Genomic DNA, 25,989 nt, shown 5'->3' on the forward strand with positions numbered 1-25,989 from the left:
GATGCCTTAAAGCAAAAGCAAAAATTTATGCATGAAGACGAACAACTTGATCTGCAAGTTTTTCGACTTCGGAACTGTCATGCGAAACTAAAACAACCGCCTTGCCTTCTGCTTTCAAGTCACTAATTAGCTGATGAAGTCTCTCGACCGATCCACAGTCAAGAGATGCGCTTGGCTCATCAAAGCAAACATTTGGCGTCTCCATCGCCAAAACTCCAGCAATAGCTGCCATTCTTTGTTGGCCGCCAGAAATCTTAAAAGGCGATTTCTCTGCAATTCCAGCAATGTCAAAATAGTTCAACCACTTGTTTACCGAGTCTTCAATTTCATCCTTTGTGAAACCGATGTTTTCAGGTCCAAAAGCGACGTCTTTAGCAACAGTTTCAGCAAATAACTGCATCTCAGGCTTCTGCATGACATAGCCAATGAGCGAAGCGTGATTTTTAATTACCTTATGCTTACCAAATAGCTTCTTCTCCCAAAGAGGCTGACCTTGGAGCAACACTTCCCCTGAATCTGGTTTAATTACACCGCACATAATCTTTAGAAGCGTTGACTTGCCAGCTCCATTTGGTCCAACTATTGCTGTGCACTCGCCATCGTTTGCAACAAGCGAAAAATCGCTGAATAGCTTTCTGTTTTCAAAACCAAATGAAATGTTTTTTAATTCAATCAAAGCTCAATCACCCTATTTGCTTTTGCAATTTCACAAGACTTGTGAGTAATGTGCAAAACTGTGCACTCGTTAGAAATTTTTTCTATTAACCTCATGCATCTTTTCTCATTTTGTTCATCGAGGAAAGCAGTTGGTTCATCTAGAACAACCAACCTTGGCTCTGAAGCAATTGCAGCTGCGATAGACACCAACTGCTGCTCGCCGCCAGAAAGCGTCATTGGATCTCTCTCAGCGATTTCTCCAAGCCCTGCTTTATCGAGCTCAAGCGCAACAAGCTCATCAATCCGTTCGACACTCAAGCACAAATTCTGAGGGCCAAACGCAAGCTCTCCTGCAACAGTTTCGGTTACAAGCTGAGTTGCAGGATCTTGTGCAACATATGCGATGCTTTTCCTGGCTTCTTCATAATTTTGAGAATTAACACCTAAATGATCAAAGCACACAAGTCCCATGAGCTCAACTTCACCAGAATCAGGAGAAAGAAGACCTGCAACAAGCTTTCCAAGCGTAGATTTGCCTGCTCCATTGCGTCCAACTAAAGCCACATGCTCGCCTTCGTCTAGCGAAAAAGAAAAATCTCTTATGACGAAAGAATGTACCTCGTCATAAGAGAAAAAAATGTGTTTGAGGTCAGCGATTCGCAAGCTAGCTTAAAGCCTTCTTCAATGGAAGAAACACAAGTCCTGCAACAACGCTGTTGATGGTGAACTTCATTAAGTTGAACGGAAGAATGATTGGAACTATCATTCCCGCAACGGTCTCGACTGGAACACCTGTATAGAGAGGAGTAACAATCAAATTCATGACAGCGGCAGCTGCCGTAGATGCAACGACCGCGAGAATAAGACCAACAACGAGAGCCTTGTTTGTGCCCTTAGCTCGATAAATCATAGAACCAACAAGGACGCCTGCAAGCCCCATGATCAGGCTCATGATTGCGCCAGCAGGGTTCGTAAACAGACGGAAAACCCAAGGCAGTGCCACAACAACAGAACCAGTTGCAGGGCCATAAAGCAAAGCAGCGAGCAGACAGAAAATGCCCGAAGGGTCATACTTTAAAAATGGTGCAGCAGGAAAAATCGGAAATTCGATAAAACTAGTGACAATTGAAAGTGCTACAAAAAGCGCGCTCACAGCGACGCGGCGTGTGTCCCACTTGCCTCTTCCGTCTCCAGTTGAATGATTGCTGACTGCATAAGAATTTTGAGAAATGCTCATTTGAGCTCCTTTCGCTTTTCCCATCCGGACTTTTACCGTTGGTGCTGGATTCTCACCAGCTCGGCTCCCTCTCGAGAGTTCGCGGACTTTGAGACCATTGATTCTTAAAGGTCTAACACCGCCAGTGGGGAATTTCACCCCGCCCTAAAACGTGACTCCCATAATAGCAGAACTAAATAACGATGGCACAAATAAAAACGGGGACCTTACGACCCCCGTTTTATGTTTTAACAAGTTTACAAGCTAAATTTAATCGCCATAAAATAGTTGACTAAATTCGCAAAATAAATAACTAGCAGCTATGCTTCAACTTTCTCTGTTTGAAGAAGTGACTTAAGCTCCTCAATGCGCTCTTTTTCAAGCGTCTTGGTTTCCCCTTGCGCAAGTGTCTTCTTAAACGAACCACAAATGGCAAACATAACGAGAATGAAAGGGAACGCTGCAACCAGAGATATGGTCTGTAACGGTTTCAGAGCGCCACTTCCGCCGCCACCAGCCATCAGCAAGCCAATGCAAACAACTGCGATGATGACACCCCAAAGAATCTTTTTGAAATTTGAAGGATTTAGATTTCCTTCAGAGGTGAGCATTGACAAAACATAAACACCACTGTTTGCTGAAGTGATGAAGAAGAAGAGGAGCGACACAAGAGCAACAAAGCAGAGGATTTGTCCAACAGGAATTCCAAAAACGCTATATTGTTGCAGAATCACGAACAAGCCAGCAGAAGGGTCAGCTACAGCTTGCTGTGCAGCCTCAATTGTCATTCTTCCAATTTCAACGAGGTTGATTCCAAGGTTTCCCATGATAGCGCCCCAAACACATGAAGCGATTGCAGGAACAAGGGCAACACCCAAAACAAACTCTCGAATTGTGCGTCCCTTAGAAATCTTAGCAACAAACACGCCAACAAATGGAGCCCATGCAATAAACCAAGCCCAGTAGAAAACTCTCCATGAACCAACCCAAGAATTAGCATCAGCATCATAGCCACTAATGCCGAGTGAAACGCTAAAGAAATCACGAATATAATTGCCAATGCCTTGAGTTAAGCCGTTGAGATCGGCAACCATAGGTCCAATCAAGAAACATGCAATCATGAGGCCAATAGCGATGTAGAGGTTGGTGTCGGAAATGATTTTCATTCCCTTTTCAATGCCCGACACAGCTGATGCTGTGTAAATAACTGTGATGATCGCGATAATCAAGATTTGAACGGTCAAAGTGTTTGGAACACCAAGCATATAGTTCATGCCAGTGTTAATTTGGATGACTCCGAGTCCTAACGAAGTAACAACAGCAGCAACTGTTGCAAAAACAGCAATAATGTCAATCAACTTTCCAAGCCAGCCGTTCGCTCTGTCTTCACCAATCAAAGGAACAAGCATCACTGAAATCAGGCCTTTTTTGTTCTTCCTATACATGAAGTAGGCAAGGGCAAGGCCGACAACGGCATAGTTAGCCCATGGAAGAATTCCCCAGTGCATAAAAAATGATGACAACGCAAAGTCTGCTGCACCTGGTGTTGCAGCCTCAATGCCTGTGCCAGCTTGAGGATAAAGATAATGTGTCAAAGGTTCTGCAACTCCCCAAAACACAAGACCAACGCCCATGCCACATCCAAACAAAAGACCAAACCATGTGAAATTTTTAAACTCAGGCCTTGAATCGTCGGCTCCTAATCTAATTTTTCCAAATTTACCGAAAGCGCACCAAGCCATAAAGAAGAAAAACACAAGCATCGCTATGAGATATAGCCAAGCAAAATCGGATGTCAAAACACCGAAGCAAATGTTTGCAACAGCCGCGAAACTCTCGTTGCCAGCTACTGACCAAATTGCCATTGCGCCAACGATAATGAGCGAAATGATAAACACGGGGTTGCTCAGTTCTTTTTTATTCATAATTCACCTCTCTTAATTCCCTTCCTAAATGTGCGATTGTGGCGGATTTCTATTTATCTTTGAAGTTGCATGAGCAGAATAATAAAACGTCAAAGATAAATTTTGTTCGAACTAAATATGCGAATAAATCCGCCTTTTTCTAATGTTTATAAAGAAATAAATTCCTCCTTTCAAAAAACTAAAAACAAATATTTAAAAGACCATTCACTTGAAAACTCAATAAATTTCTCTCTCGATAATCCACTCATCACGAATTTCCCAAACACAGCCAACATTATTCTGCATGTCATCAGAAGGTGTGCAACAGCGCGGCCAGCTGCGAATTATTTCGCTTTTAAACTGAGGAAACATGTTTCCCTTATCACTCATGATTAATGAAGCCTCGTTAACAATTCCTGCATCACGCAGTTTTTTGTCATGAGCACGTTCATCGTTGTCATCAACGGGGACATACATGTAATTCAAAACATATCCCCACTTGTTGTAATCAATGATAAAGAGTTGTTCATCAGGTACATCAACTGTGAGGGAAACCTCACCTTCTGCCTCAGGAAGTCTGGCTTCTTCTGTGAGAGCTAGCCAAATTGGCAAATATAGGTCATCTGGAACTGTTATTTGTTTTCTAGCCTGATCAGTTAGCCATCGATAGGCCTGGATGTAATAGTCAGAAATTGTGTCTGACTTAGCACGGAGGAATTGCTCGCGGCAAATGAAGCTGCCGTTCGCTTCAAGTTCTTTTAGCACAAGAACATTTTGTCTTGTCCAAACTACCATTGCAACCCCTCCCTTCACATCAGCAGTCGAACTTCTGACCGAATTAATTCAACAAAATAGAAAACGCTGAATTAATTTAGCTAGTCTAAAAATACATTATTTTTGAATATTTATCAAGATATTTTGAACAAAATTTGAAGCCGTTTAGGAAAACTGAACTTATCGCGATAACATTTGTTTCATGAGAAACATGCCATTACTGTCGGAATATGATTATTTAAACAAAATTTCAGGTATTTAAAAAATAATCAGCCTATTTTTGACAAACATGTTTAATTTAAGTATAATAAACGCAATTTGAGGGTATTCCTCACAAGCTGTTTGTTCACGTTTAGAAATGAGAGGAGTGTGAAATCGATGAAACTGGAGATTGGAAATATCCAAGTAAAAGACGTGGTTCTTGGAACAGAAAATTCTTTTAAGAATGGCATTCTTACTATAAACAAGCAAGAAGCTATTGACTACTTAAAAGAAAAAGACGACCACTTGACAGATGTTGACATTGTGATTGCTCACCCAGGTGACGACACAAGAATCTGTCCAGTCGTCGAAACTATTGAGCCAAGAATGCGCGTTGATGGTCGCACATTATTCCCGGGCGTAACTGATGATGTCGTGCCTGCAGGCGAAGGCGAACTCAAAGCTTTTAAAGGCTGCTGCGTCACAGTTGTGGCAAAAGAATGGGGTTCATTCGGCGACGGTGTTATTGACATGGGCGGCGAAGGAGCAAAGCACACCTACTGGTCAAAACTCATTAACATTTGCTTAGTTGGTGACACTGATGAAGAATTCGAGAGACATGAACAGCAAAAATGCAACCATGCTCTTCGTTGGGCAGGCCACCGCTTTGCCGAGTGGATTGGAAAAATTGCAGAGAATGTCGCTGTGGAAGAGACTGAGGTTTATGAGTTTGACCCAATCTTGAAGCGCGATGACTCACGCAAGGAGCTCCCAAATGTTGTTGCTGTTCTGCAGCCTCAATCGCAAATGGAGGCATTGGGCTACAACGATCTTTGGTATGGATGGGATATGAATAAATATCTGCCTTCTTTCGTGAGTCCAACAGAGGTTTTCGATGGCGCAATAATTTCTGGCTCATTCATGCCATCGTCATCAAAATGGTCAACCTATGAGATGCAAAACTTCCCAACATTAAAAGAGCTCATGAAGCATGACGGCAAAGAATTTAACTTTGTAGGTGTCATCATGTCAAACTTAAACGTTGCTCTTGAACAAAAAGAGCGTTCAGCCATTATGGTTCGCAACATGGCCCTCAATCTTGGAGCAGATTATGCCCTTGTAACTGAAGAAGGTTATGGAAACCCTGATGCTGACTACGTTCGTTGCCAGGTGATTCTTGAAGACGCAGGCATTCCTGTTGTTGGTATTTCGAATGAATCGGTTGGACGTGACGGATTTGGACAACCGCTTGTTACGCTCGACGAAAAAATGACCGCTCTTGTTTCCACAGGCAACGTTGGTGAGCTTTCTGACCTCCCAGCGTGCAAAACAGTTATTGGCAATCTTGAAGCACTGAACCGCGATGGCATGTCAGGATCTTGGGGTTATGACGAAATCCTCGGCAAATCAGGTCGTGACGATGGGTCAGTCATTATGGAAGACAACAACTGGTTCTGTGGCGACCACATTTCAGGTTTCTGCATTAAGACCATGAGAGAAGTTTAGGGGGTGCAACATGACTAAGAAAGTAATTGTTTACCTAAACCAATTCTTCGGTGGAAAAGGTGGCGAAGACACTGCAGATTATGAGCCAGAGCTCATAGAAGGTTTAGTTGGCCCTTCAGTGGCAATGAATGCTCAACTTAAAGACGCAGAAGTAACTCACACAATCATTTGTGGAGACAACTTCATGGGCTCAAACACCGATGAGGCACTTGCAAGAATCGAGAAAATGCTAGATGGCCTCGAATTCGACATGCTCCTTGCAGGTCCTGCTTTCCAAGCAGGCCGCTATGGCGTAGCTTGCGGTAATGTTTGCAAGCTTGTTGCTGAGAAATATGGAGTTCCTTGCATTACCTCAATGAATGTTGAGAACCCTGGTGTTGACATGTTTAAGAAAGACTGCTTCATCATGAAGGGTCACAATGCTGCTGCTCAAATGAGAAAAGACGTTCCTGCAATGACAGATTTTGCAAATCGTCTCCTTGCAGGTGAGCCAACTCGTGGTGCCGATGAAGAAGGCTACTTCGCACGCGGCTGCCGCCATGAAGTTTTCCTCGAAGATGTTTATGAAAACACTGCTGCCTATCGTGGTGTGCAAATGCTCATCAAGAAAATCAAGGGCGAGGACTACCAAACAGAGCTCATCATTCCCAAAAAAGATCTTGTCCCAATTGCACCTGCAATCAAAGATCTTTCAGAGGCGACGATTGTTCTCTGCACAACAGGCGGCATTGTTCCAGTAGACAACCCAGACAGAATTCAATCTGCATCTGCCACTCGTTGGGGCCGATACAACGTAGCTGGTCTTGACAAACTCCCTAACCGAGCAGAGGGCGGCTACAAAACAATTCACGCAGGATATGACCCTGCAGCTGCCGATGCTTGCCCTGATGTTTGCACACCAATCGATGCTCTTCGCCAATATGAAAAAGAAGGCAAGATTGGAAAGCTCGACGACTGGTTCTACACAACAGTTGGCACGGGAACAACAGAGTCTGAAGCTGCGCGCATGGCCAATGAAATGCTTCCTTTCTTTGAGGAAGAAGGAGTCGATGGCGTAATTATGACCTCCACTTGAGGCACCTGCACTCGTTGCGGTGCAACGATGGTTAAAGAATTCGAGAAGGCAGGCTATCCAGTAGTGCACATGTGCAACCTTGTTCCTGTTGCTCTCACGGTCGGCGCAAACAGAATTGTTCCAACAATCTCAATTCCATATCCACTTGGAGACCCAAACACTCCAGTCGAGGAGCAATACAAACTTCGTTATTCTCGCGTGGGAACAGCTCTAGATGCTCTCGCAACTGACTGCGATGAACAAACTGTTTTTAAAGTAAAGATCTAACTCCCTTGACTTTGCTTTAAATATTAACCAGCTCTTTCCCAGGAGTCGGTAACGCTCAAAGGCTGCTTTCGGGCAGCCTTTTTTGTGACTAGAGCTTAATGACAATGGAAGCACAACTCACAAATGCCGCATATATTTCGCTTTTTTTACTTGGATTAACACAAAATCAAGCACTACGCACATAACACCGCTTGCTGGCATGATTTTATATGTATACATTGATGAAGTGTAAAAAAGAAAAATCAACACTTCATTTTTATAATTAAATGTTCTTTAAAGAATGGTTCAGAAATTGTAATGAGTTTAATCGCTGATAACCCAGAATGATATTACAATTTTGTCGAATACGATTAATGAAACAAAAACTCACTGTATAGCTGATAAAACTATGGTTATATTAATTAAACAGCTCCAATTTGTTGTACAAAAAACTGGTAAAATTTGAAAAAAAATAGCCTAAGGAGTGGTAATGGGCAGAACTAAATATAGCGAAGCTGAACGTGACAAAATCATTGTAATGTTCATTTCTGCTGCTAGAGAAATAATCGAAACAGAAGGAATTAAAAAAATTACTGTAAGAAAAGTTGCAGATCTAGCAGGGTGCAACTCCTCACTTCTTTATTTCTATTTCCACGACGTTGATGAACTTGTGACAATGTCATCAATGAGCTATCTAGAAAAATACACTCGCAGTCTTGTAGCGGATCTCAAAAAACTCGAAAATCACTATGATATTTTTCTTCACACCTGGGAAGTTTTTACCGTTTACGCACTTGACAACCCAGAAGTGTTCAACCAGATTTTCTTCTGTGAACACAAAGTGCCACTTGAAAAGATGATTCGTGAATATTATCGTTTGTTCCCTGCACAACTTGAGAATGTTGGAGCTAGCGTTAAAGACATGCTATACCAAGGAACTCTAATCGAAAGAAACCTTGACATATTGCGGCCTCTTGTGACAGAAGGCATCATAAAGGCTGACAACCTCGACATGATCAACGATTTAATGCTCAGTTATTTCCACGAGATTCTCAGGCAGCGCCTTGCCTCAGATGGCGGCCTCATCGAATGTGAACAAATGCGCACACGCTTCATGAAAGTTGTCGAATACCTCGTCGAAAAAGAAAAAGTAGCAGCGTAGCACACTCTACACATGCACTCATAGGCGCAATGCTAGCGCCTAGTGCTCATTTCACATTCGTCTTGGCAAGCAATATTGCAGTCAGACTAAAGTCTATCAATTACTTTTAATTAGCTCCAAAAAATGTGTTCACAAGCAAAGCGCTAATTCAGACAGCTTTGTGCTTATTCCCACTCGCTAGCCAGAGTGCAAAGCATGATTGCTTTAATGGAGTGCATTCTGTTTTCCGCCTGGTCAAAAACAACAGACTGATTCGAACGGAAAACCTCGTCGGTCACCTCCATCTCAGAGATTCCAAACTGCTTGTAAACATCTTGAGCAACTGTGGTGTTTAAATCATGAAAAGAGGGTAGGCAGTGCATAAAAATACAGTTGTCGCCAGCACGTTTCATTACACGATTGTTTACTTGATAGGGGCTCAGCAGATTAATTCGACTCCCCCAAATATCAGAAGGCTCACCCATGGAAACCCAAATGTCTGTATAAATAACGTCGGCATTAACACAAGCATCATCAATGCTTTCACTAAGAGAAATTGATCCTCCAGTAGTGGCGCAAGTCTCTTTGCACTCCTGCACAAGAGAATCGCTTGGCCACAATTCACATGGGGCGCATGCGACAAAATGCATTCCTAATTTAACACAAACAGCAGCAAGTGAATTCGCAACGTTGTTTCTGGAATCGCCAACATACACAAGCTTTCTTCCTTTTAGATTAAAGCCGAGTTTCTCCTGTATCGTCATCATGTCGGCAATCATTTGTGTTGGATGAGCATCATCGGTGAGTCCATTCCAGACGGGCACACCCGACTCTCGTGCCAAGCACTCAACAGTTTCTTGCAGAAAACCGCGATATTCTATTCCATCATAAAAGCGCCCAAGAACTTTAGCAGTGTCTTCGATAGATTCTTTGTTTCCCATTTGTGAAGAGGCAGGATCGAGATAGGTAACATTCATGCCAAGATCGTGAGCTGCTACTTCAAACGCACAACGCGTTCTTGTGGAAGTCTTCTCAAACAAAAGACAAATGTTTTTGCCTCCCAAATAGCAATGCGCCTCTCCATCTTTCTTTTTCTTTTTGAGCGAATGTGCCACAGAAAGCATTTCTTCGATTTCAGCAGGTGTGAAATCGACAATCTTCAAGAAAGACCTGCCTGTGAGAGTTGACTTCATTTTCTTTTCTCCAATGAAAAAACACGCCATATGCCAAGGCAGTTGGCGTGTTATGGTTTGAACATTCTGCTAGCTTTTAGCCGACTCCTATTTTAAATCACAAACCTTGTGGAGAAGGGTCTCAAAACTCACTCCGCGCTCCATAAAATGCGGTTGTTTAGAGCTAACAATCATCGCATCATGCACAAAATCTCCTGCAAATTCTACACTGCGAACAAGCGAAATGCCTTTCATGATTCCACCAAGTACGCATGAAGCATAAACATCGCCTGTTCCATGAAGCATATAGTTCACAAACTCGTTGCTAACCTCAACAATGCCGTCGACTTCTTCCCCGCCAACAAAATTGCGAATAACTGTCTCGTTTTTGCGCTGTATGCCCTTCAAGACAACATTTCTTGCACCAAGATCGAGAAGCGCCTTGACAAGTTCATGCGCGCGTCCATTTGTGATGTCGGTCCCTTCCCATTCATCTCCAATAGGAAGACCTAGAATAATTGCTGCCTCCGTTAGATTTGGTGTCAATACGTCAGCACGAGCTGAAAGTTTTGCCATAGCATCACAAAGCTCTGGGGTGTATGTTGGATAAACCTTGCCATGGTCTGCCATTACGGGGTCAACAAACTTGATTGCTTCTGGATATTTCTCATAAAGAGACTCAATAATCTCAACTTGCTTTGGGTCCCCCAAAAAACCAGAATAAATTGCGTCGATGTTGACATCAATTCCTTCCCAAGCCTTCAGATAGTCGTCAAGAATGTCAGTCGTGTCATGCATATACCAGCCAGGAAATGCAGTGTGAGAAGAAAAAAGGCCAGTAGGCACAGGACAAACGTCACATCCAGCAGCCGAAAGAACAGGGATTGCAACGCCAAGCGAGCATTTACCATAGCCGCAAAGATCATGCACGGCAGCTATGCGTGGAATGTAATCTTTATCTCTAACATAAACCAAGTCTGACATTAGTAAAACCTTTCTGATTATTCGTCGTCATCGTCCCAATCGTCATCATCGTCATCATCCCAGTCATCGTCTTCTTCACGCTGGGCTTTTAACGCTTCCTGACGCTCCTTCAAGGCCTTTTTTGCACGCTTTTCCATAATCGCGCAAGCAAGGATGCTAACGAGCAATGCAGCGCCGAGAAGAATTGCTATGCCACCAAAGGTTTCGAAAAGGAAGTGATAAAGTCCGTCGAATGTTTCCAAAATGCGTCGACTCCTAATCAGAACAAGTTTCGATGATTTTATTTAGCGCGCTAATTGAACAATTAATAGCCCGTAACGCGCGGATATCATCATAATATTTAAGCTCGATTTTTGCAAGGTCGGGAGCCACTTTCACTGTTTTTCCAACATATATTCGCGCTCCCACATTTCTATCCTGATCCTCTCCATCTTGTCGCTTCGATGCCGTTATTTCCTGAAATTTTTGCAAGTAATCTTTAAAGTCTGACATATTTTGTAAATAAGGCGCGGTGTCGCATAAATCGTTTTTATTCTTATTGAAATCCTCTGTTAAAACCTGTTCTTTCTTTTTCTTGCTCGCGCAAGGCTGATTATTTGTAATGAACTCTGTTTTTAAGTCTGACATGTTTTGTAAATCGGGTTTGACAACTTTCAACAACATCTCATCTCTGGTTGGATTAGATGAGTAACACACATCTTCCACCTGCTCCTTCACGCACTGTAGAGAATGAGTGTTATGTCCGATGTTTAGGTTTGAAGAGTTTTGTAAATGCCAAATAATGATGTGCTCTAGTGTGTGCGCAAGCGATGTAGTGTTTATGCAGTCGCCAAACCTTGGACCATGAGAATTCCTGCATGCGTGTTCAAGAATTCCAGGGAATCGAGAACTCACACTATCTGCAATTTTAAGTCTGACTTCTTTTGTAAATACACAATTAACTTCGACAAGTATCTCTACCCTGTCGCTTTTAAGAGTTATTTTTCTAGCTTTAACTGGCACGCTTCAAGCGAGTAACATTTGAATCATCGACGCTGCTAACATAGGGAGCGCTTGTGGCTTTGTACTTTCCACTAAAAACAGTGTTTAACAAGTTGCCTGCATCAAAAAAATAGGAAGAGACGGCATCTAAATTGATGTCAGCAATTACAAGTTCGTTTCGGTCTTGCGAAAATACATAGTGTGCGGAACCTTCTTTGTTGTCAAGCCGCTCTTTAATTGTTTTTGAACCAGTATCTAGAGAATAGGTAAAAATCATGTCGCTAGTCATTCTGATTTCAGTGTCGGTGACTTGAATTGTCGTGTCGCTGTCATCCACTATCCATGTGCCTTGAATGTCCTGGGCATCATCGGCCACACACCAGCGAGTAAACGAGAAAATGATTGTAGCTGTTGCAATAAGAAGCGCGATGATAAAAAACACCGCGCACACTATTTTCTTTGTTTTTGACAATAATTAAAGAGCAGAGCTAGTTTTTCTCAATCTTTGTGAGACCACCCATGTATGGAACAAGCACTTCAGGGATTGTGACTGTGCCGTCTTCATTTTGGTAGTTCTCTAGCAAAGCAGCCATTGTGCGCCCAACAGCAAGACCAGAACCGTTGAGCGTGTAGCAAAGACGGCTGCCTTTAAATTTGTCTGGGTCTTTATAACGAATGCCAGCACGGCGAGCCTGGAAGTCGGTGCAGCAACTGCAACTTGAAATTTCCTTGTAGCCCTTGTAGCTTGGCATCCAGACCTCAACATCATATGTTTTAGCAGCAGAAAATCCAATGTCGCCTGTGCAAAGTGTAATCACGCGATATGGCAGGCCAAGAAGTTGCAAAATGTTCTCTGCATCTGCAGTCATTTTTTCTAACTCATCAAACCCAGTTTCAGGTGTAGTTACTTTTACCATCTCAACTTTGCTGAACTGATGAACGCGAATGATGCCTCGAGTGTCACGACCAGCACTTCCTGCTTCTTCGCGGAAGCATGGAGTAAATGCGCAATATTTCTTTGGCAACTCTTCTGCCTTCAAAGTTTCCTGCGCGTGAATGTTTGTCAATTGAACTTCGGCAGTTGGAATGAGGTAAAGCCCTTCAGTTGTTGTTTTGTAAAGATCATCCTCGAATTTAGGAAGCTGAGCTGTTCCAGTTAGCGTTGTCTTATTTGCAAGAGCTGGAACCCACCACTCTTTGTAGCCACGAGAAACATGTGTGTCAATCATGAAATTGATGAGCGCACGTTCAAGTCTGGCACCTGCGCCACCTAAAACATAGAACCTAGAACCCGTTAGTTTTACGCCACAATCGAAATCGATGATGTCAAGGTCGGTGCCAAGATCCCAGTGCGGTTTGTCTTCAAAATCAAATTCGCGAGGAGTTCCCCAGCGTCTAACCTCAACGTTGTCGTTTTCATCTTTACCAACAGGAACGCCTTCCGCAGGGAAGTTTGGAACATGCATGAGAAGATCGGTGAGGTCAGCATCTATTTTCTCGCGCTCAGCGGTGAGCTTGTCGAGTTTGTCATTAATCTCGCGAACGCTTTCTTTCATTGCAGCGGCCTCGTCAGCCTTGCCGTCCTTCATGAGACCACCGATAGCTTTTGAATCAGCGTTGCGCTTTGCCTGCAGAGCTTCCTCTTCGCCAATGAGTTCGCGACGAGACTTGTCAAGCTGGGAAAAACGCTTAGCATCAAATTGTGCATTTCTATTTTTCATTGCTTCTGAGACGGCATCTAGATTGTCGCGAACGAACTTAAGGTCTAGCATCAAAACTCCTTATACGCTGGGTATTTTTACGAAATATATGTTAGCACATGAAAAAGTGCCCTCAAGACTTCGGGGCACTCATGCGTCGCGACGCAATCTTTAAACCAATCCTCAACAAGCATTCGTGTCGGCGTTCAGCTCATCACTGCTGTTGCCAAATAAAAAACACATTTCCTTGAGATAGTAGACAGTTCGCGATTTTCGCCGAGACACTTGGGATCAAACTAACAGGTGTTTGCAACATCTGAGCGAGCAGATTCGCCCGAAACTCCGAGGAACAAACTAACAGGTGTTTGCAACATCTGAGCGAGCGATTTTCGCCGAGACACTGAGGAGCTGTGCTTAGGTCACAGCCCGAAGTGTCGCAGACGAAAAGCGCCGCTCAGAATTGTTTTTGGCTAGAAGAGAGGGACTACAGCTCCGCTATACTTACTCTCAATAAACTGCTTCACATCGTCGCTCTGGACTGCCTTTACGAGAGCTTGGATTTTCTCGCTGTTCTTGTTGCCTTCTTTGCAAGCAATTACGTTAACGTATGCTTTTGCAGCTTCGCCTTGGTCTGATTCAACTGCGAGAGCTGAAGAAGTTTCAAGTCCTGCTGAGAGTGCATAATTGCAGTTAACTACGAGGATGTCGACATCAGAAACTGTGCGTGGAACTTGTGCTGCTTCGACTTCTTGAATGTCGAGGTTCTTTGGGTTTTCGACGATGTCAAGTTTAGTAGCGTTGGTGCCAGCGCCATCCTTCAATTTGATGAGACCTTCTTGCTGGAGAAGAAGAAGTGCACGTGCTTCGTTAGTTGTGTCATTTGGAACTGAAACAGTTGCACCGTCTTTTAAGTCTGACAAGCTCTTTGTTTTGCCAGCATAAATTCTCATCGGTTCAAAGTGAATGTCAGCTGCAGACTCGATGTGAGTTCCGTTTTCTTTATTGAAGTTGTTGAGATAGGTAATGTGCTGGAAGTAGTTAGCATCTAAATCACCAGACTCAAGAGCAGTGTTTGGCTGAACATAGTCGTTATATTCAACAACTTGAAGATCCCAGCCTTCTTGCTTCAGAGTGTCTTTCACATGATTCAAAATTTCTGCATGAGGAGTTGGCGATGCACCAACTTTGATTGTTTTGTCGGAGCTAGATGAGCCTGAATCTGAAGAGGACGATGAGGAGCATCCAGCAAGTGCAAAAATTGATAGGAACACGGCAACTGCAACTGCAATCACTTTTGTTAGTCTTTGTTTTGTGAGAGTCATTTTGTCTCCTTTAATCTTTTAAATCTTTCTATTTCTTATAAAAACTGGTTCTAATCAAATGCGAACTTAAAAATTCAGCACTTTATTTGAGTCGTTTGTCGGTGCGCCTTGCGAGGAGAAGGCCACCTTCCTGGAAAATTTGGACAATTACAACAAGCAATAAAACTGTGATTAGCATAATGTCAGTTTGATAGCGATAATAGCCATAGTTAATGGCGACAGCGCCTAGGCCACCGCCCCCGACAAAACCAGCCATTGCAGAATATCCAAGAATAGTTGCCAGAGAAATTGCTGCGCCAACTAACAGAGAAGGGCGAGCTTCAGGCAAATAAACCTTTGTGATAATCTGCCAACTTGATGTGCCCATTGACTGAGCAGCTTCCACGACACCTGGGTCAACTTCTTTCAAAGAAGACTCGACCATTCTGGCGACATAGGGAGCAGCTGCAACAATCAAAGGAACAACTGTGGCGTTAGTTCCCAGTGTTGTGCCTGCAACAAGTCGTGTAAAAGGCAAAATTGCAACAAGCAAAATGAGGAAAGGAACTGAACGCAATACGTTAACGATTAGTCCAACGATAAAGTTAACGACAGCGTTCGGGCGAGTTCCCTCTTTTGAGGTAATGTAAAGAAGAACTCCAAGAGGTGTGCCAATCAAATAGGCGACAAATGTTGACAGAACTGTCATGTAAATTGTTTCCCCAGTGGAAGCAACAAGAAGAGAGATTAGTTGTTGATCCATTTAAATCACCTCCACAAACTTCTCAGGGAAAAGCAATTTGTTTGTTGCTTCTGACTGTGGGTTTGTAAATACTTCTGACACGGTTCCAACCTCACAAATTTTCCCGCTGTCAATTACTGCAACACGGTCACAAACTTGCTCAACAACAGCCATTTCATGCGTGATGATGACGATTGTGACCTCCAGTTCTTCGTTGAGTTTTTTTAGCAAAGCCAGCACCGACTTCGTGGTAATTGGGTCGAGTGCACTTGTGGCTTCATCGCAAAGAATAATGTCAGGGTCGGTGGCCAAGGCGCGAGCAATTGCAACACGTTGTTTTTGACCACCCGAAAGCTGAGAAGGATACACACTGGCCTTTTCTGTGAGTCCAACAAGTCCCAAAAGCTTGTTCACTTTTGCATCAGCCTCTGGTCCAGAGTATCCTGCTACTTCGAGTGGAAAACGAACGTTTTTAAAAACTGTGCGCTGTTCTAACAAATTGAACTGTTGAAAAATCATTCCGATTTTTCTGCGCTTCTCATTAAGCTCTTTTCTGCCAAGCTCGCAAATGTTTAGCCCATCGATTAAAACTTCACCGCTATCAGGTTTTTCAAGAAGGTTAATGCAACGCACAAGCGTAGATTTTCCTGCACCACTAAAGCCAATAATTCCAAACACTTCATGATTGTTAATCGTGAGACTAACATCTTTTAGTGCAGAAGTTTTATTCTTCTTGTTTTGATAGGTCTTGTTAATGTTTTTAAGTTCAATCATGGACAGCCTTTAAACCGCTAGTTGTTTTTTGAAATTTGCACCATTTATCTTAAACACAAATTTGACAAATGGATATTAAGTTTTAAGAGTGGGGTATTAGATATATGTAGGCCAAGGCCTACATCATTGTAGACATCATGAAGAAAGCTTTTATGTCGCATGTGTTCGTCATTGCTTTAGTCATTCTACAACAAAAGGTTTACCCTAGATAAAAAAACTTGTGAAATTGTTTCGAGAGTGTTAACACCACTTCGTTTCCCAAGTGAAAACACTCAGCTCAAATGTAACTTATAACCGCACTATCCTTTGGTTTGTCTCCCACGCAAAAACAGAATAAAGGATAAACTTCACAAACAGAAGCACTTCAATCGAAGCTAACAACTCAAATAATTCTTATATTGAAACTACCAGCTCAAATAATGCGAGCGCTTAATTATTACGCACTGCGGCGCCCGGGTTAATTGTCATCGATTCAAAACGGTTTTCCATGTAGTCATCATCAAAATTAGTTGCGTAGAACTGTGTTATGTTTGACTTCGAAGCAGATTCCTCTCCTTCAGAAATTCTCATATACCAGCAATCAAGCGATTGTAATGTCATGACCACATCAACAACCATGAGGATTGTCGCTACAGCAGTTACGACACATCTCCAGTTCCAGGGAATCTTATTTACGACTTTAACAACAGTTGGCATAAAAATCTTTAGCCATATTGCACCCATAAAGCCCCACATAATCATAAATTTCGCACAAGTTCGCCCGCCAAACAAAGGCAGAACTTCCGAAGAGTAATTCCATGCAACAGCGCCAAACGTGTATTCCATGAAGTAGCTAACAACTACCTCAAAAAGACCTCCAATAATGGCACTGGCAAGGAAAATAACGAGAATGGGATATTTGTGAAGGCGGTTTAGGGCAACTGTCATAATCACAGCCCCACAACCATATATTGGCGAGAAGGGTCCAAACAAAAGTCCTGCGCGATCTTGCAATTCACCAGGAACCACAAAGAAATAGTGATAGAGCTCCTCAGCAACAAGCCCAATTATCGAGCAAACGAGGAAAATCCAAAAGAGATTAAAGAAATTGATCTCAATAGCGCCTTTTCCCGACGAATCAAATCCAATCGTTCCCGCGTCCTGCTCCTCATGCCATTCTTCCTCAATTTTATGCATCTTCATCGAACGCTCTTCGCCAAGCATAGGATCAAGATAAATTTGAAGAGCAACCAAAATAATGAAACCCACTACGTAGAATATGATTTCTAGCCCAATGCCATTAAGCATTACATATGTGATTAAATCGGCGCCGTAAAACAGATATAAAACATAAATAAAGCGGGCTGATTCCTTTTTCTTTGATGCAAGCAACATGATGCTCAAAAAGATGTTGCAAATCGAAATCCCGGCACCCGCCACAAGATTTATTACTTCACAAACTGCGGTTGAAAGTCCTGCACCATTAGCAGTCGTTGAAATAATGTGAAAAAGATATTTCCAAAAAGATGCACTCGTTCTGGCTATTGAAAGAACGGTGAATACAATAATTAATACGCAAAAAACTTTAATCGCAATTGGGATTTTTGCTTGAATGTCGCTCTCGATTTTTTTCCCGAGTTCGCGAATGTTGTTGTCTTTTAGCTCCAATGCCGTCTAGACCTGCATTGCTTTTTTAAGCATAGGTATCTTTCGCCTTGAAACAGGGATAACTGAGTCGGTGCCTTCGATTTTTAGCGTCATCGCACCATTTTCTGCAGTAACTGCTTCTTTAACGCAATTCAAATTCACAAGATAGCTGCGATGAACGCGCATAAAACCAAGACCGTCAAGTTGCTTTTCAATGCTTGAAAGCGAAGAAGGAGCGAAAAATTTGCCTTCTTTTGCTTCTACATAGGCATAGTCATCACGCGCTGTGCAAAACAAGATGTCAGACGCATTAATCATTACTTTTTTGCCAGACTTCTCACAAGCAATTTGTTTACCTTTTTGAGATTTATGCTGCATAACGACGCTTTTTTCAACAGTCTCAATAGCTTTCTTGAGACGTTTTTCGTCAACAGGCTTCAAGAGATAATCGACTGCTTTAACCTCGAAAGCGTCAACTGCATATTCACTGTAGGCCGAAACAAAAACAACAGCCGGAGGAAAACGAAGTGTGCGAAGCGCACCTGCAAGTCTCAGTCCATTCGCATCAGGCATGTTAATGTCGAGAAACAAAACATCGCAGGGGTGTTCTTGTAAAGCCGCAATCGCTTGAGCTGCGCAATCCGCCTCAGCGACGACTTCAACACCGCCGACTTCACTGAGTAGATAGATTAGTTCATCACGAGCTGGTTTCTCATCATCAACAACGATTGCGTTCAGCAACACGACCTCCATTATTCACAGTTCGAAACTAAAATGGTGCCCGGAGTGGGATTCGAACCCACACACCCGTGAAGATATCGGTTTTTGAGACCGACGCGTCTGCCATTCCGCCACCCGGGCAATTCTGCAATGGAGTTATGAATTATACGACTATTTCGGCAAACGGTCAATTGTGAGCAAAATTGTATCTATCCTCAAATTGTCCATTTTAAGAACTTCGAATTCTGCTTCAATTGCTTCCTCTGCCATTTCTTTTGTTATTGAAACAGAGTCACCCTCATTTGGAATTCTGTCCATGAGTTTTAAAACTAAGCCAGCGACTGTTTCAACCTCGCTTGAACCCTTTGGTTCAAATCCCAGCAACTCAACAAGATCGGCGATTGACATCCTTCCATCAAGTTTAAATGAGCCATCTGCCTGCGGTTTTACTGCATCGTCAACCTCATGACGATATTCGTCATCAATGCGACCAACAATCTGCTCAAGAATGTCGGCAAGCGTTGCAATGCCAGCAGTTCCGCCATGCTCATCCACAACAACACAAATTTCAGTGCGATTTGATGAGAGTTCCTGAATCATTTTTGAAATGGAACAAGTCTCTGGCACTGCAATCAAATTTCTGATTGGCCACTGTCTCATTGGAGTTTCTTTATCAATTCCAAACAAATCCTTCATGTGGACAAAGCCAACAAGATGGTCGGCATCACCATCACAAACGGGATATCTCGAATAGGAATATCTGTTTATCGTCTCAAGGTTTTCTTCAGCTGAATCATTAATGTCAATGAATGTAACATCGGTCCTTGGGGTCATAATCGCTTCAGCGTCTTTGTCGCCCAAATCCAAAACGTTGTCAACATATTCATTTTGTTCAGGATCAATCAACCCACTGGCTGTAGATTCGTCAACGAGAAGCTTGATTTCATCGCCAGAATAAACGTCGTGTTCATCAGATGGATCGTGACCCAGCAATTTAACGACGCCATTGGTGATTGTGTTGAAAAGCCACATTACCGGATAGGTCACGCGATAGAAAATCATCAAAGGACGCGAAGTGTGAAGAGCATAACTTTCTGTAGAAAAAATCGCGATTGATTTTGGAATGAGTTCACCAACAACAACATGAAAAGTAGTCATCAAAAAATAACCAACTGCAATTGCAACAGCGGGAACTATTGCTTCAGGAAGGCGAAGTAGCACAAAAATTGGGCGCACAAGAGCAGCGAAAACCGGCTCACCAAGCCAACCTAATGCAAGAGAAGCCAGCGTGATGCCAAGCTGACAGGCCGACAGATAGGCATTAACGTTTGTGACTATTTCTTGTGCTTGCTTTGCCCCTTTTTTGCCTTCCTCCACTGCTAGTTCAATTTGAGACTTTCTAACTCGAACTATTGAGAATTCAGCTACAACAAAAAAGGCATTCATCAATAGGAAAAGGACAACTAAAACTAAATAAATTCCAATACGCCAAGCTTCCAATTATTTATTCACACCTTCTAAATAACTAAGAACTGAATCTTTGATTACGTCGCTTCTGTTAATCACACCAACAATTTTACCCGACTCGCAAATTGGCAGTTTTTTGAGGTGATATTCACTAAGAATCCTGCAAATCTCACCAATATTAGTGGTTGTAGTAGCACAAATGCAGTTGTTGACACACAAATCTTTTACCTTTAACTTCATCAGATAATCAAGCTTGTCTTCAATGTGTGCATGTTCAAACCCAGCAAGACACATGAGCGCAAGTGGATCGTCAATGTTAGAAGTTGTTCTAGACAAACGTTTGAGGAAGTCTCCATCACTAAAAAATCCAATTGGTTTTAGGTCCTTATCAACAACAGGGGCGCCGCTAATTCGATGTTCTACCAGCATTGCTAAGGCTGATTCAACGGTTTTGTCTTTGTCAAGACAATAAACATCGCGCTTCATAATTCGCTCAATGATAGCTTTGTTTTCGGCAGCTGAGATCTCATCAATGACTTCAGACTCTTCACGGGCCTGAGAAGGCTTTTCTTTCTTAACCCACATAAAGCTGAATATAAACACAACAAGAATTGCTGCCGACAGAGCGAAATATCCAACGTTAACCCCAAGAAGAGTTGCCTCAATTGGAGTGTGTGTTGCAGCTGCATGCGATTCAACCACCGATGTAATTGAGACAACCACGGCTGTTCCAAGCGAGGCTGCGACAGTACGAAGAGTGCTTTGTACACTTGTCGCATGCGGAGCGAGTTTGTCGTCAAGACGTGCCATACCCCAAGTGGTTGCTGTCATATTGTGAAGGGCAATACCAAATTGGCGAACAACAAAAATGCCAGCCACAATCCAAGGGCTTCCATCGATTCTCATGAGACCAAAACAAATGTTCGCGACGAGAAAAAGTCCAATGCCAGAAAGAATAATCAGGCGTGGACCATGCTTGTCATAAAATCTACCAGCCCAAACATTAACAGCGGCCGACAATACTGCACCAGGTAAAATCGTTAAACCAGAAACAAACGAATCATAGCCAAGAATTGTTTGAATGTAGATCGGCATCAAAATGCCTGAAATAGTGACACCAGCTTGCGCAACCATGCCAATGAACGTTGCAAGTGTAAAATCGCGCGACTTTAAAACCCTAATTTGAAGCATAGGGTGCTCTAGATGGAGCTGACGAATGCAGAAAAGCGCTATAAGAGTGATTCCTACAAGCATCATTATCCCGACAACTAGAGTTAGCCCCTGCGAACCAATCACACTAAAACTGTAAAGAAGAGCTCCGAGACCAAACGTAGAAAGCAGGACACTCAACACGTCAAGATGCACTTCCTTGGCATGATCTGGTTTTTTGCTTTCAACATAAAAGAACCCTAGCAGTGCAAGCACAGCGCATAGAGCTGCCATTCCCCAGAACATGTAATGCCATCCGACTGAGACCACAAGAAATCCTGACAAACTTGGTCCAATCGCAGGCGCGCATGCAAAAACAGTGCCAACAATTCCCATAGCAGCACCGCGGTGTTCGAGAGGAAAAGTGACAAGCATTGTTGCCATCGCCATAGGCATCATTATGCCTGCCCCAATCGCTTGAATTAAACGACCAATCAGCAAAAGCTCAAAGGTTGGCCCCCAAGCGCAAAAAGCAGAACCGAAGCCAAAAGCAACCATTGCAAAAGAAAAAATCGATCTCGTCGGAAACTTCTCCATGATGTAGGCAGTAATTGGAATCATTACCGCATTCACGAGGAGGAAGCCAGTTGTTAGCCATTGAACAGTCGCTGCGTCAACCGAAAAATCTTTCATGATTGTTGGAAGTGCAGGCGAAATGAACGTTTGATTCAAAATTGTCGTGAAAGAACCCACGACTATGATGACGACCATCATCGTCGTTCTTTTATTTAATCCATATAACAATCGAGAATTCCTTATGAATCATTAAGATAAATGCGCAATCAAGAAAGATATTATAGAACTAGAAAAAAGGAGAGTCGATGGACACAAAAAAAATCGAAGAAGGCGTAAAACTTATCCTTGAAGGGGTGGGAGAAGACCCAAATCGAGAAGGAATTAAAAAAACACCTGAGCGAGTCGCAAAGATGTATGAAGAGATTTTTGCAGGATGCGATGCGAATCCAGGAGACCTTTTTGAAACTACATTTGATGAGCATCACACAGAAATGGTGATAGTAAAAGACATTCCTTTTTACTCAATGTGCGAACATCATTTGATGCCATTTTTTGGAACTGCACACGTTGCCTATATCCCTTCAAAAGACGGAAGAATTTGCGGAATATCAAAACTGGCAAGACTTGTGGAACTTTACGCAAAACGTCCTCAAGTTCAAGAGCGACTAACAACTCAAGTTGCCGACACACTCATGAAAGAGTTGCATCCAATGGGTGTAATGGTTGTCATGGAAGCCGAGCATCTTTGCATGAGCATGCGTGGTGTAAAAAAGCCAGGCAGCAAAACTTCAACAAGTGCAGTGCGTGGTGTGTTTGAAAAAAGCGACAAAACCCGAGCTGAAGCACTCCGGCTGATTTTAGGTTAAGGCCTGTTAACTCACGCGTTTCCAAACGAATTATCATTTCAAAAAATCGATATTTACTTTTTGCCTGGGGGCGCAAGTTTTCACATTTATTAAAGCGCACGCTAGCAAGTATTGCTTGAAATCTAAGTTTTAAAGGACCAAGGGGAAGCGCGTCCACACAATGGCAACAAAAAAACAGAACGTGCGAATGCCCTAGCGCTGGCACTCTAGTCGCGAATACAAAATGAGCCGAAGAGTGGGATTGAGCCACAAAAAAACTTGGCAGTTGAGCTAACTTTTAGCCACGAATTAAAAGGTTTGCCATGTGTTTATTTGCCTCAATTTCTTCAGTGTCATCAAGAGGCTCAAGACCGAATGAAATTAGACAACCTAAACTTGAATCGCCATTAGCTAAATGAGTTGTTTTCTCAGAAGCAATCGTTTGCCCGCAATGGGCGGAATTTAGAGACAGTCGATTTTCAATCGCTTTGAGAATTAACCAGTCGGCTACCTCTGGATTCTTAGAAAGAAGAGGCCCATGTAAATAGGTGCCAATAGTGCTTTTATAAAGCACGCCATCGGCATGATCTTCTTCATTATTTCCGCAGCCCATGCTTGACACAACTTTTCCAAACGAGCTAAGGTCTGAAGAAATGTGCGTTCTCCCTGCATGATTTTCAAAGCCGATTACAGGTCGTGAAGCAAGATTTGACTTCAATGCTATGTTTTGCACCAAACGGTTTGCAGATGTTCCAGGGCGGTTAGTTGTAATGTCTAAAAGACCTAAGCCTGGCACTCTCTCACCATTTAAGAGCCACTCGTTACCAAGCATTTGATAGCTTCCGCAAATTGCAAGCATCGGTTTTCCAAATTGTACATGCTCATTTAGAGCATCTCTCCAACGAAGGGCCTCTTTGCTTGCCAATTCCTGTTCACGATCGGGCGACCCTCCCATAACAATAATGTCGAAATCGGAAAAATTAACATCACTTCCTGCGCAAACTGGAACAACTTCTGCTGCTATTCCACGCCAGTGTAAACGATTAAGCAAAATTCTCACATTTCCGCCATCACCATAAAGATTCAAAAGTTCTGGCAAAACATGGGCTATTTTTATCGGACGTCCATCAAAGGAATCGAGAATCGTTGCTATATTGCCATTCGGCGATACATTCTCAGAAACAGCAAAAGCGGGTTCGCTAATTTCACTCGTTGCATTATTCTCTCCACATTTGAGAGACTGGGAGTTTTTGCGCACAAACGGGTCACACGCTGGCTGTTTTTCAAGGCAAACGTTACTAACCCGATTAATCCTGCCTTGTGACTCAAAATCATCAAGCGTCTTCTTTTCAACCGGAAGAGCAGTGTAGTTAGCAACGATAAACGCCTGCTCAACACCGCAATTTATTACTTCATCAACTCCGTCGCATAAATTTGCTTTGATTCCAGCGTGCTTGAGGCGAACACGCAAGTCATGCTTTCTGCTTCCTCCGCAAAAAAAAATTACTCCATCAAAACAAGCCAGTTCTTCAAAATCAATATCCCAAATCCACGATATGTCGTGTCCATCGGCTGTTTGGTCGTTGATGAAAAAAGCTACAGACGTTTCTTTATTTCTATCAATAGCAGATGTTATTATTCGCAAATTTTGATTAAAACCCGTTGGATTCTTAGCGAGATTGAGAAGAATCTGAACACCGTCAATTTCATAGCGTTGTAACCGCCCATTCTTTGGAGCAAACTCACCAATTGCTTTCTGTATAGCCTCGGCAGAAGCCCCCATCATGGTCGCAGCACAAACACAAGCAAGAATGTTGTAGGCATTGTAGGACCCAAGCAATTTGCTTGAAAATTTGCGGCAAGTCACGATAGAGTTATCGTTAACATCGATGCATAACCCAGAAGCACTCATCTTTACTTGAGTTGCTGAGAACGCAAGAGCTGGGCGAGAAAATCCGCATTTTGGGCAGCGATATTTCCCAAGTTTGTCATATTGTCGAAAATCATAATCAAGCATCGACTCACATTTTTGGCACATTGTTGTGTCCGACACTGAATTCTGTTCCCAATTTAGAGGCTCATCGATTCCAAAAGGAATGTTGCCTTTGGAATGGTTGCGCTCGGTGGCAGCAGCCGCATTTTCTGCCACAACTTCACAAAGAGGATCATCGGCGTTATAAATCAGCTGGGTCTTTGGCGAACGACGAAGTGCTTCGGTGATAGCTAACTGGATTCGCTCAATTTCACCGCAACGATCAAGCTGGTCACGAAATAAATTCAAAAGCAGGAAATAATCGGCCTGCAATGCCGGCAGTGTGTCTTTTGACCAAAGCTCGTCAGACTCAAACACGCCAACGTCGCTCAACTTGCCAGCCAAAAGAGCCGAGCACACTCCCGCTTTCATGTTTGCACCACTTCTGTTGCAGAGAACCTTTAACCCTTGAGCTTCAAGGCAGTCGGCAATCATGTTAGTGACAGAAGTTTTTCCATTTGTTCCAACAACAACAATCGATTTGCCTTTGATTTTATTAACAACCTCAGCTTGGACAGATTTATCGTCAATTTTTAAAGCAAGTTGTCCAGGGAAATTTGATGCGTTCATGCTGGTGAAATGCTTGATTCCAAACGCGGCAGCTGAAGCGGCAACTTTCGCTATGTTGTGCTTTAAACTCATACGACTAGTTTATCATTGAGCGATGTGAGCACACTTTCCAAAACAAGTTCCAACGACGGCTTTACAGCGCAAAAACCTTCTAGATAAACTGGAATATTTTCTCCAAGAATTTTATTTTCACGCTCGGGATGAAAAATGTTTATCCCAATTCCAACGCACAGTTTTCCATTGTATATTTCAGTGGAAATGCCGACAAGTTTTTCCCTCTTGTTTGAATCGGGAAAATAGGAACGAGCAAGTACGATGTCATTCTGCGGTTTTATCGTGAGTGGCTCAGTCGACAGAGGCTCAAGCCCGCACAGAACTGCATTAGCGACTCTCATTGGAATTTCGCTAAGATTTTCAGGCGGAAGTGTCGGTTGGAGCAACAAGGAAAAATATAAACCACCAACTGGACTCACCCACTTGTGTCCTCGCATGCCATAGCCGCTAACTTGTTTTTTTGCAGCGGCCACATAGCCGACTTCCACGCCTTCATTTATCTTGTTTTTGACCTCGACATTTGTCGAAGGAGTTTCGTCAAACCAGTGTATGTCCCAATTGTTAACCAGCACTAAC

At 42.9% G+C, this 25,989-nt stretch carries 24 protein-coding genes, 1 tRNA gene and 1 riboswitch; of the genes, 4 read left to right on the forward strand and 21 right to left on the reverse strand.

Annotated features, from left to right (window positions below; translation table 11 throughout):
- Window positions 1–25: 25 nt before the first annotated feature.
- The 5 genes from FXZ76_RS00680 to FXZ76_RS00700 all read right to left on the reverse strand — a co-directional run bounded on the left by FXZ76_RS00680 (window position 26) and on the right by FXZ76_RS00700 (window position 4,572).
- Window positions 26–676, reverse strand: a complete 651-nt coding sequence (locus FXZ76_RS00680; protein WP_079535218.1) for an energy-coupling factor ABC transporter ATP-binding protein — start codon at window positions 674–676, stop codon at window positions 26–28.
- Entirely contained in the window at window positions 673–1,320 is a 648-nt protein-coding gene (locus tag FXZ76_RS00685; protein ID WP_079535219.1) for an energy-coupling factor ABC transporter ATP-binding protein, read from the reverse strand. The genes FXZ76_RS00680 and FXZ76_RS00685 overlap by 4 nt, the downstream gene beginning before the upstream one ends.
- Before the next feature lies 1 nt (window position 1,321).
- On the reverse strand, window positions 1,322–1,894 hold the full coding sequence (locus FXZ76_RS00690) for an ECF transporter S component (protein WP_079535220.1): 573 nt from the start codon (window positions 1,892–1,894) through the stop codon (window positions 1,322–1,324).
- An 8-nt stretch (window positions 1,895–1,902) separates the two neighbouring features.
- A riboswitch (FMN riboswitch) is annotated at window positions 1,903–2,050 on the reverse strand.
- A gap of 143 nt (window positions 2,051–2,193) precedes the next feature.
- On the reverse strand, window positions 2,194–3,798 hold the full coding sequence (locus FXZ76_RS00695; RefSeq protein ID WP_079535221.1) for a BCCT family transporter: 1,605 nt from the start codon (window positions 3,796–3,798) through the stop codon (window positions 2,194–2,196).
- A 216-nt stretch (window positions 3,799–4,014) separates the two neighbouring features.
- Window positions 4,015–4,572, reverse strand: coding sequence for a DUF3841 domain-containing protein (locus tag FXZ76_RS00700; protein ID WP_079535222.1), 558 nt, complete (start codon window positions 4,570–4,572; stop codon window positions 4,015–4,017).
- A 357-nt stretch (window positions 4,573–4,929) separates the two neighbouring features.
- Here FXZ76_RS00700 and FXZ76_RS00705 point away from each other — a divergent pair, with 357 nt between their 5' ends.
- The 3 genes from FXZ76_RS00705 (at window position 4,930) to FXZ76_RS00715 (ending at window position 8,741) form a co-directional block, all read left to right on the forward strand.
- Window positions 4,930–6,258 (forward strand): glycine/sarcosine/betaine reductase component B subunit, encoded by a 1,329-nt coding sequence (locus FXZ76_RS00705; protein ID WP_079535223.1) that lies wholly within the window; start codon window positions 4,930–4,932, stop codon window positions 6,256–6,258.
- A gap of 10 nt (window positions 6,259–6,268) precedes the next feature.
- The gene (locus FXZ76_RS00710) at window positions 6,269–7,600 is read left to right on the forward strand and encodes a glycine/betaine/sarcosine/D-proline family reductase selenoprotein B (protein WP_079535224.1); all 1,332 of its coding nucleotides are present in this window, start codon (window positions 6,269–6,271) and stop codon (window positions 7,598–7,600) included.
- 469 nt (window positions 7,601–8,069) lie between these two features.
- Entirely contained in the window at window positions 8,070–8,741 is a 672-nt protein-coding gene (locus FXZ76_RS00715) for a TetR/AcrR family transcriptional regulator (protein WP_079535225.1), read from the forward strand.
- Between the two features lie 164 nt (window positions 8,742–8,905).
- Here the strand turns inward: FXZ76_RS00715 and argF are convergent, their stop codons facing one another.
- From argF to FXZ76_RS00785, 14 genes are all read right to left on the reverse strand, one after another.
- Window positions 8,906–9,913 (reverse strand): ornithine carbamoyltransferase, encoded by a 1,008-nt coding sequence (gene argF / locus FXZ76_RS00720; RefSeq protein ID WP_079535226.1) that lies wholly within the window; start codon window positions 9,911–9,913, stop codon window positions 8,906–8,908.
- Between the two features lie 87 nt (window positions 9,914–10,000).
- A complete protein-coding gene (locus FXZ76_RS00725) occupies window positions 10,001–10,876 on the reverse strand; it encodes a bifunctional hydroxymethylpyrimidine kinase/phosphomethylpyrimidine kinase (protein WP_079535227.1) in 876 nt (291 codons plus the stop codon).
- Window positions 10,877–10,893: 17 nt separating this feature from the next.
- A complete protein-coding gene (locus tag FXZ76_RS00730) occupies window positions 10,894–11,118 on the reverse strand; it encodes a DUF6724 family protein (protein WP_079535228.1) in 225 nt (74 codons plus the stop codon).
- A 13-nt stretch (window positions 11,119–11,131) separates the two neighbouring features.
- On the reverse strand, window positions 11,132–11,878 hold the full coding sequence (locus tag FXZ76_RS00735; RefSeq protein ID WP_079535229.1) for a hypothetical protein: 747 nt from the start codon (window positions 11,876–11,878) through the stop codon (window positions 11,132–11,134).
- Window positions 11,868–12,299, reverse strand: coding sequence for a hypothetical protein (locus FXZ76_RS00740; protein ID WP_147571479.1), 432 nt, complete (start codon window positions 12,297–12,299; stop codon window positions 11,868–11,870). The genes FXZ76_RS00735 and FXZ76_RS00740 overlap by 11 nt, the downstream gene beginning before the upstream one ends.
- A gap of 46 nt (window positions 12,300–12,345) precedes the next feature.
- The gene (gene serS / locus FXZ76_RS00745; protein WP_079535231.1) at window positions 12,346–13,629 is read right to left on the reverse strand and encodes a serine--tRNA ligase; all 1,284 of its coding nucleotides are present in this window, start codon (window positions 13,627–13,629) and stop codon (window positions 12,346–12,348) included.
- Window positions 13,630–14,027: 398 nt separating this feature from the next.
- A complete protein-coding gene (locus FXZ76_RS00750; protein ID WP_079535232.1) occupies window positions 14,028–14,879 on the reverse strand; it encodes a MetQ/NlpA family ABC transporter substrate-binding protein in 852 nt (283 codons plus the stop codon).
- An 82-nt stretch (window positions 14,880–14,961) separates the two neighbouring features.
- Window positions 14,962–15,621, reverse strand: a complete 660-nt coding sequence (locus tag FXZ76_RS00755; RefSeq protein ID WP_079535233.1) for a methionine ABC transporter permease — start codon at window positions 15,619–15,621, stop codon at window positions 14,962–14,964.
- Window positions 15,622–16,374: a methionine ABC transporter ATP-binding protein gene (locus tag FXZ76_RS00760; protein ID WP_079535234.1), complete on the reverse strand. Its 753-nt coding sequence runs from the start codon at window positions 16,372–16,374 to the stop codon at window positions 15,622–15,624.
- Window positions 16,375–16,803: 429 nt separating this feature from the next.
- Entirely contained in the window at window positions 16,804–18,021 is a 1,218-nt protein-coding gene (locus FXZ76_RS00765) for a putative ABC transporter permease (RefSeq protein WP_079535235.1), read from the reverse strand.
- A 6-nt stretch (window positions 18,022–18,027) separates the two neighbouring features.
- Window positions 18,028–18,744, reverse strand: coding sequence for a LytR/AlgR family response regulator transcription factor (locus FXZ76_RS00770; RefSeq protein ID WP_231961772.1), 717 nt, complete (start codon window positions 18,742–18,744; stop codon window positions 18,028–18,030).
- A gap of 31 nt (window positions 18,745–18,775) precedes the next feature.
- Window positions 18,776–18,861, reverse strand: a tRNA-Leu gene (locus FXZ76_RS00775).
- Window positions 18,862–18,891: 30 nt separating this feature from the next.
- Window positions 18,892–20,220: a hemolysin family protein gene (locus FXZ76_RS00780; RefSeq protein WP_231961712.1), complete on the reverse strand. Its 1,329-nt coding sequence runs from the start codon at window positions 20,218–20,220 to the stop codon at window positions 18,892–18,894.
- Window positions 20,221–22,110, reverse strand: coding sequence for an MDR family MFS transporter (locus tag FXZ76_RS00785; protein ID WP_079535237.1), 1,890 nt, complete (start codon window positions 22,108–22,110; stop codon window positions 20,221–20,223).
- A 107-nt stretch (window positions 22,111–22,217) separates the two neighbouring features.
- Between FXZ76_RS00785 and folE the strand changes: the two genes are divergently transcribed.
- Window positions 22,218–22,778 (forward strand): GTP cyclohydrolase I FolE, encoded by a 561-nt coding sequence (folE, locus tag FXZ76_RS00790; RefSeq protein ID WP_079535238.1) that lies wholly within the window; start codon window positions 22,218–22,220, stop codon window positions 22,776–22,778.
- Window positions 22,779–23,055: 277 nt separating this feature from the next.
- On the opposite strand, the gene FXZ76_RS00795 is transcribed toward folE, so the two are convergent.
- Window positions 23,056–25,431, reverse strand: a complete 2,376-nt coding sequence (locus tag FXZ76_RS00795; RefSeq protein WP_079535239.1) for a MurT ligase domain-containing protein — start codon at window positions 25,429–25,431, stop codon at window positions 23,056–23,058.
- Window positions 25,428–25,985: a biotin--[acetyl-CoA-carboxylase] ligase gene (locus FXZ76_RS00800; RefSeq protein ID WP_079535240.1), complete on the reverse strand. Its 558-nt coding sequence runs from the start codon at window positions 25,983–25,985 to the stop codon at window positions 25,428–25,430. Before FXZ76_RS00800 ends, FXZ76_RS00795 begins: the two co-directional genes overlap by 4 nt.
- Window positions 25,986–25,989: the final 4 nt, after the last annotated feature.

The sequence above is a fragment of the Phoenicibacter congonensis genome, assembly GCF_902386915.1.
Taxonomy (GTDB): domain Bacteria; phylum Actinomycetota; class Coriobacteriia; order Coriobacteriales; family Eggerthellaceae; genus Phoenicibacter; species Phoenicibacter congonensis.